The following is a 3,980-nucleotide window of genomic DNA, read 5'->3' on the forward strand; positions in this document are numbered from 1 at the left end:
TTCTCAATCTCAATTACTAAAGCTGAGAAATTAATTTTTGCGTTACTTGTAACATTAGAATCGGTAACTTTTATCGTACCACTTGAAGTGCAAAGATTTAGATCACCTGTACCTGAGGTTAAGTTAGAGTTATTTATATCCAATAATCCAAGAGCTTTTCCTTGATAGAAAGTAAGAGTATTAGCAACAGTCGCATTAGAGTTTTTAAAGCTGAAATTACCTTGGTTAGCTTTTACATTAACACTTACTCCAGCCGTTAAATTCGAGTTGTTAAAGTTTAAATCACCACTGGTAATATTTACCACTACATCTTTAGTAGCAAGTAAATTCGCACGACTGATATTTACCGCACTAGAACAAGTGGTATGTTGATAAACACTAACATTATTCTTCGCTTTTAAGGTAGAACTCTCTAAGAAGAAAGAGTTTAAGTTAGATGAATTACCCGTAGTTAAAGTAACGTTATCATGTACTGAGGTTACACAAGAACCATTGGTAATATTAACGTCTTTTACTTTATTGTTTCCACCTAAAGTAATGTTACCTTGTGTGGTTATATTAGTGTTATTTAAGTTTAATACTCCGTTTGTAGACAATACTAGTCTATTACTTGCATTAGACCCTAAAGCCGTAACACAAGAGTTAAATAAACTTATATTTTCACTTGAGTTAGTTGGATTAGTAGTAAGATTTACAAAATAACTAGCAATATTTGCACCAGTAGCAGTTAAGTTTATACCACTATATACATTTACAGAAACTCCCGAAGTAGAATCTACAGTATCATTCGTACCTAATATTTCAGTGTTCTCTAAATATACACGACCTAGAGACCTTAGAGTAATGTTACCCGCTGATGACTTTTGTAATTTAGAACTTCTAATATCTATCCAAAAGTTTGATCCTGCAGTTCCAGAGTTTGTAACTAATAGATCACCTGTAGTTACAGAGAGATTACTTCCTGAAATCGACACTTCTTGATCAATTGAAATATTAATGCTGTTGGCACTAAGGTTAGAAGAACTTACATAAGTTTTTTGTCCCCATAAGGTAACTGTATTAGTAGCTGAGAAATTAGAACTACATACATCAACAGAAGATCCACTATTAGCCAATATATAATTTGCGTTTACAGTACTGTTACTTACTACAATCTTTGTTCCCTGATTTGTTGCACTGTCTTTAAAAACAACAACATTTCCTGAAGACTTGAAAGAAGCATTTCCGGTTAAACTAGCATTAAGACGATTAATATTTAAACGTGTATTTGTAGCATTAAAGGTTGCGTTTGTACCGGTTACATTTAAGCCATCAATTTCAAACCAGTTAAAATAATACCCTGTGTCTTGATTTACATTACTTGTACTAACACCATTATCAGTTCTACAACTAATGTTAAAGTAAGTATTATTAGCTTTAATGATAGAATTTACAAACTTCGAAGCACCAACATTAGTACCCCCATCATAAACTGCGTAACCAGTGGTAATATTGCCATTAAAGTTATCGCTAGCACTGAAGTTTACATTTGTAACATTTAAACTACCGTACTTGTTATAGAAGTTTATAGTTTTTGCTGTAAGATTTGTATTACTAAAGGCGTAAGAACTATTACTTATACCATTTACACTCGTAGAAACATTTGGAGTAATCGTAATATTAATGTTATTTCTAGCTTCAAATCTATTATTAGTTACATTTGCACCTTGATTTCCTACAACTTTAAAATTCACATCTCCTACGCTGTAAGAAACACTTCTAGTGACATTTAAACTAAATGCATTAATATTTACATTTCCAGCATCTCTAAAAGTAGTATTCTCAATAGAAATATTTCCATATCTATTACTTCCAGTAAACGCTGTTCCACCAATATTAATACTTGTTCCCGCAGTGGTTGAAGTATTTAAAACAGTCCCATTAATTAGAATAGTCGTGTTATTTTGACGTGACTCAACTGATATATAATTTCCTCTTAATACTGACTCTTTTGTATCATTATTACTTATATTGATTGCTCTATTTCCGCCTATAGTTAAGTTGTGTGTCGCATACAAACCACTACCATTAATAGTCACATTACTTGCTTGACTATAAGCACTTACTAAAACATGATTACCATTAATTGTAGAAGAAGCACAAATATAAATATGCCCTGTTACACATATGCTTAAGTTACTGGTTGCAGTTAACGTAGAATTGGTAATATATACATTTGATTGTACAGGATTTTCTGTTGGTGAGGTACTATTTGCGGTATTAAAAGTAAAACAGTTAGCTGTTATCGTTGAATTGATAAAGCTAATTTTCGAACCTGATTTTGGATTTTGGAACTCAATATTCCCTTTTAAAGTAACATTACTATTTAAGAAAGTATAACCAAATCCAAGTGCATCAGAAATATTACCATTTAGGATTAAAGTTGTAGCACCATTAGTAGTATTAATTTCATTATTTAGGTAATAGAAAAGAATTTCCCCACGTGCTTGTAAAGTTACATTTGTACGGTTTAAATATTCATTAATACTAGTAGCTCTAAGTAGAGAAAAGTATTTACCACTACGTACAGGATTTACAGTGTAATTAGTGGTTGACGAAGTCATACTTGCTAAATCATTAACATAATAAGTTGCATGATTAGAGCTACAAATACTTCCATCCCATGCTCTATCTGTAACGTAAGTATCTTGATTTAAAGAGTTTACATTACCTGCACCAACCGTACTATTAACAATTAAAAGTCCCATAGGGTCAATGAGCCAATTACCAGCTGATCCGTAATTCGAACTAGTATCTACATAAATGTTATCAAAAAGATTTAAGTCATCCCCTGAAGTCTCGATAAATCCCCCATCACCATAGACAGATTTGGCATAAAAAGTTCCGTCAAAATAGGCAATATTACCCCATGCAATAGCCGTTCCTGCATCTCCCTCAGTACCAGAAACATTAACTACCGCTTCGGTTTGCATAATGGTTTTAGCAGCAAGTTTTTTCTCCCCTTTCCCTGAGAGATCTCCCCCGATAAACACTTCACCACCTTGGTTGCCACTTGCATTTACAACCGCATTATTCTCTAAAGCAACAACATCACCTAATAAATTTACCGAGCCCGCTTTGCCAGTCTCATTTGCAGTCATAATTGTACCGTTCACTACCACTAAACCTGATTGACAAGTGTAGTTAGCAGTTAACATAGCATCGTTATAACTGGTATCTTGTACCAACTCTGATTCACTTGCACCATAAAGCACTACTTCTCCTGAGGCAGTTATGGTTGCCTTACGAGCAGAATCTTGACTGGAAATCACATCCGCAAATTGCTCGGCTGTGGTGTAACCGGTAACAACTTTATTGGCTAAGAGGTAAGTTCTTTTTGAAACTATTTCTCCTAAGTTTACTGCTTTGTTGTTAGCAGTAACTTTGTAAGAAATTAACGGATTCTCAAGGTCTTGAATGGTAATTGAATGCCCAGCTAAGAGATATACAGTACCGTTCTTAGCTTCAAGAGTTCCCGAGTTAACTACTTGTCCCCCTACTAAAGCTAAGGTACCGTCATCATTTACTTTGATTAAACCTTGATTCAGAACTTGAGCAATTGCTTTGTCTTTATCTTGATTAAAGACATAGTTACCTTGGATAAAGTCCTCATTGCTAATATCGAGAGTTGAAGCTACTAGGCTTGCCACATTAACTTGGGCAGTTGCTCCAAATACGATCCCCGCAGGGTTAACAATAAAAACTTTACCATTAGATTGTAATTGACCAAGAATTTGTGACACGCTTCCGCCCAGCACGCGGTTGAGCACGGCTGAATTAGAAGATTCTTGGATAAATTTTACGATTTCATTATGATTGATATTGAATTTGTTCCACTCAAGAATCGCATTGTGGCTGTTACTAATTGTGGTTACTAAGCCATTGGTAACTATATCAACTTGTCCGTTGATAATTTTCATGCCACTACGTGGATCTTCAGC

The 3,980-nt window shown here is 34.2% G+C and carries 1 protein-coding gene; it reads right to left on the reverse strand.

Annotated elements, in window-relative coordinates; genetic code table 11:
* Nucleotides 1-3,959 (reverse strand): beta strand repeat-containing protein (locus tag CKF59_RS05090; RefSeq protein WP_147397126.1); only part of this gene is annotated, 3,959 nt, incomplete at its 3' end.
* Nucleotides 3,960-3,980: the final 21 nt, after the last annotated feature.

The sequence above is a fragment of the Psittacicella gerlachiana genome (genome assembly GCF_003585965.1).
Classification (GTDB): Bacteria; Pseudomonadota; Gammaproteobacteria; order Enterobacterales; family Psittacicellaceae; genus Psittacicella; species Psittacicella gerlachiana.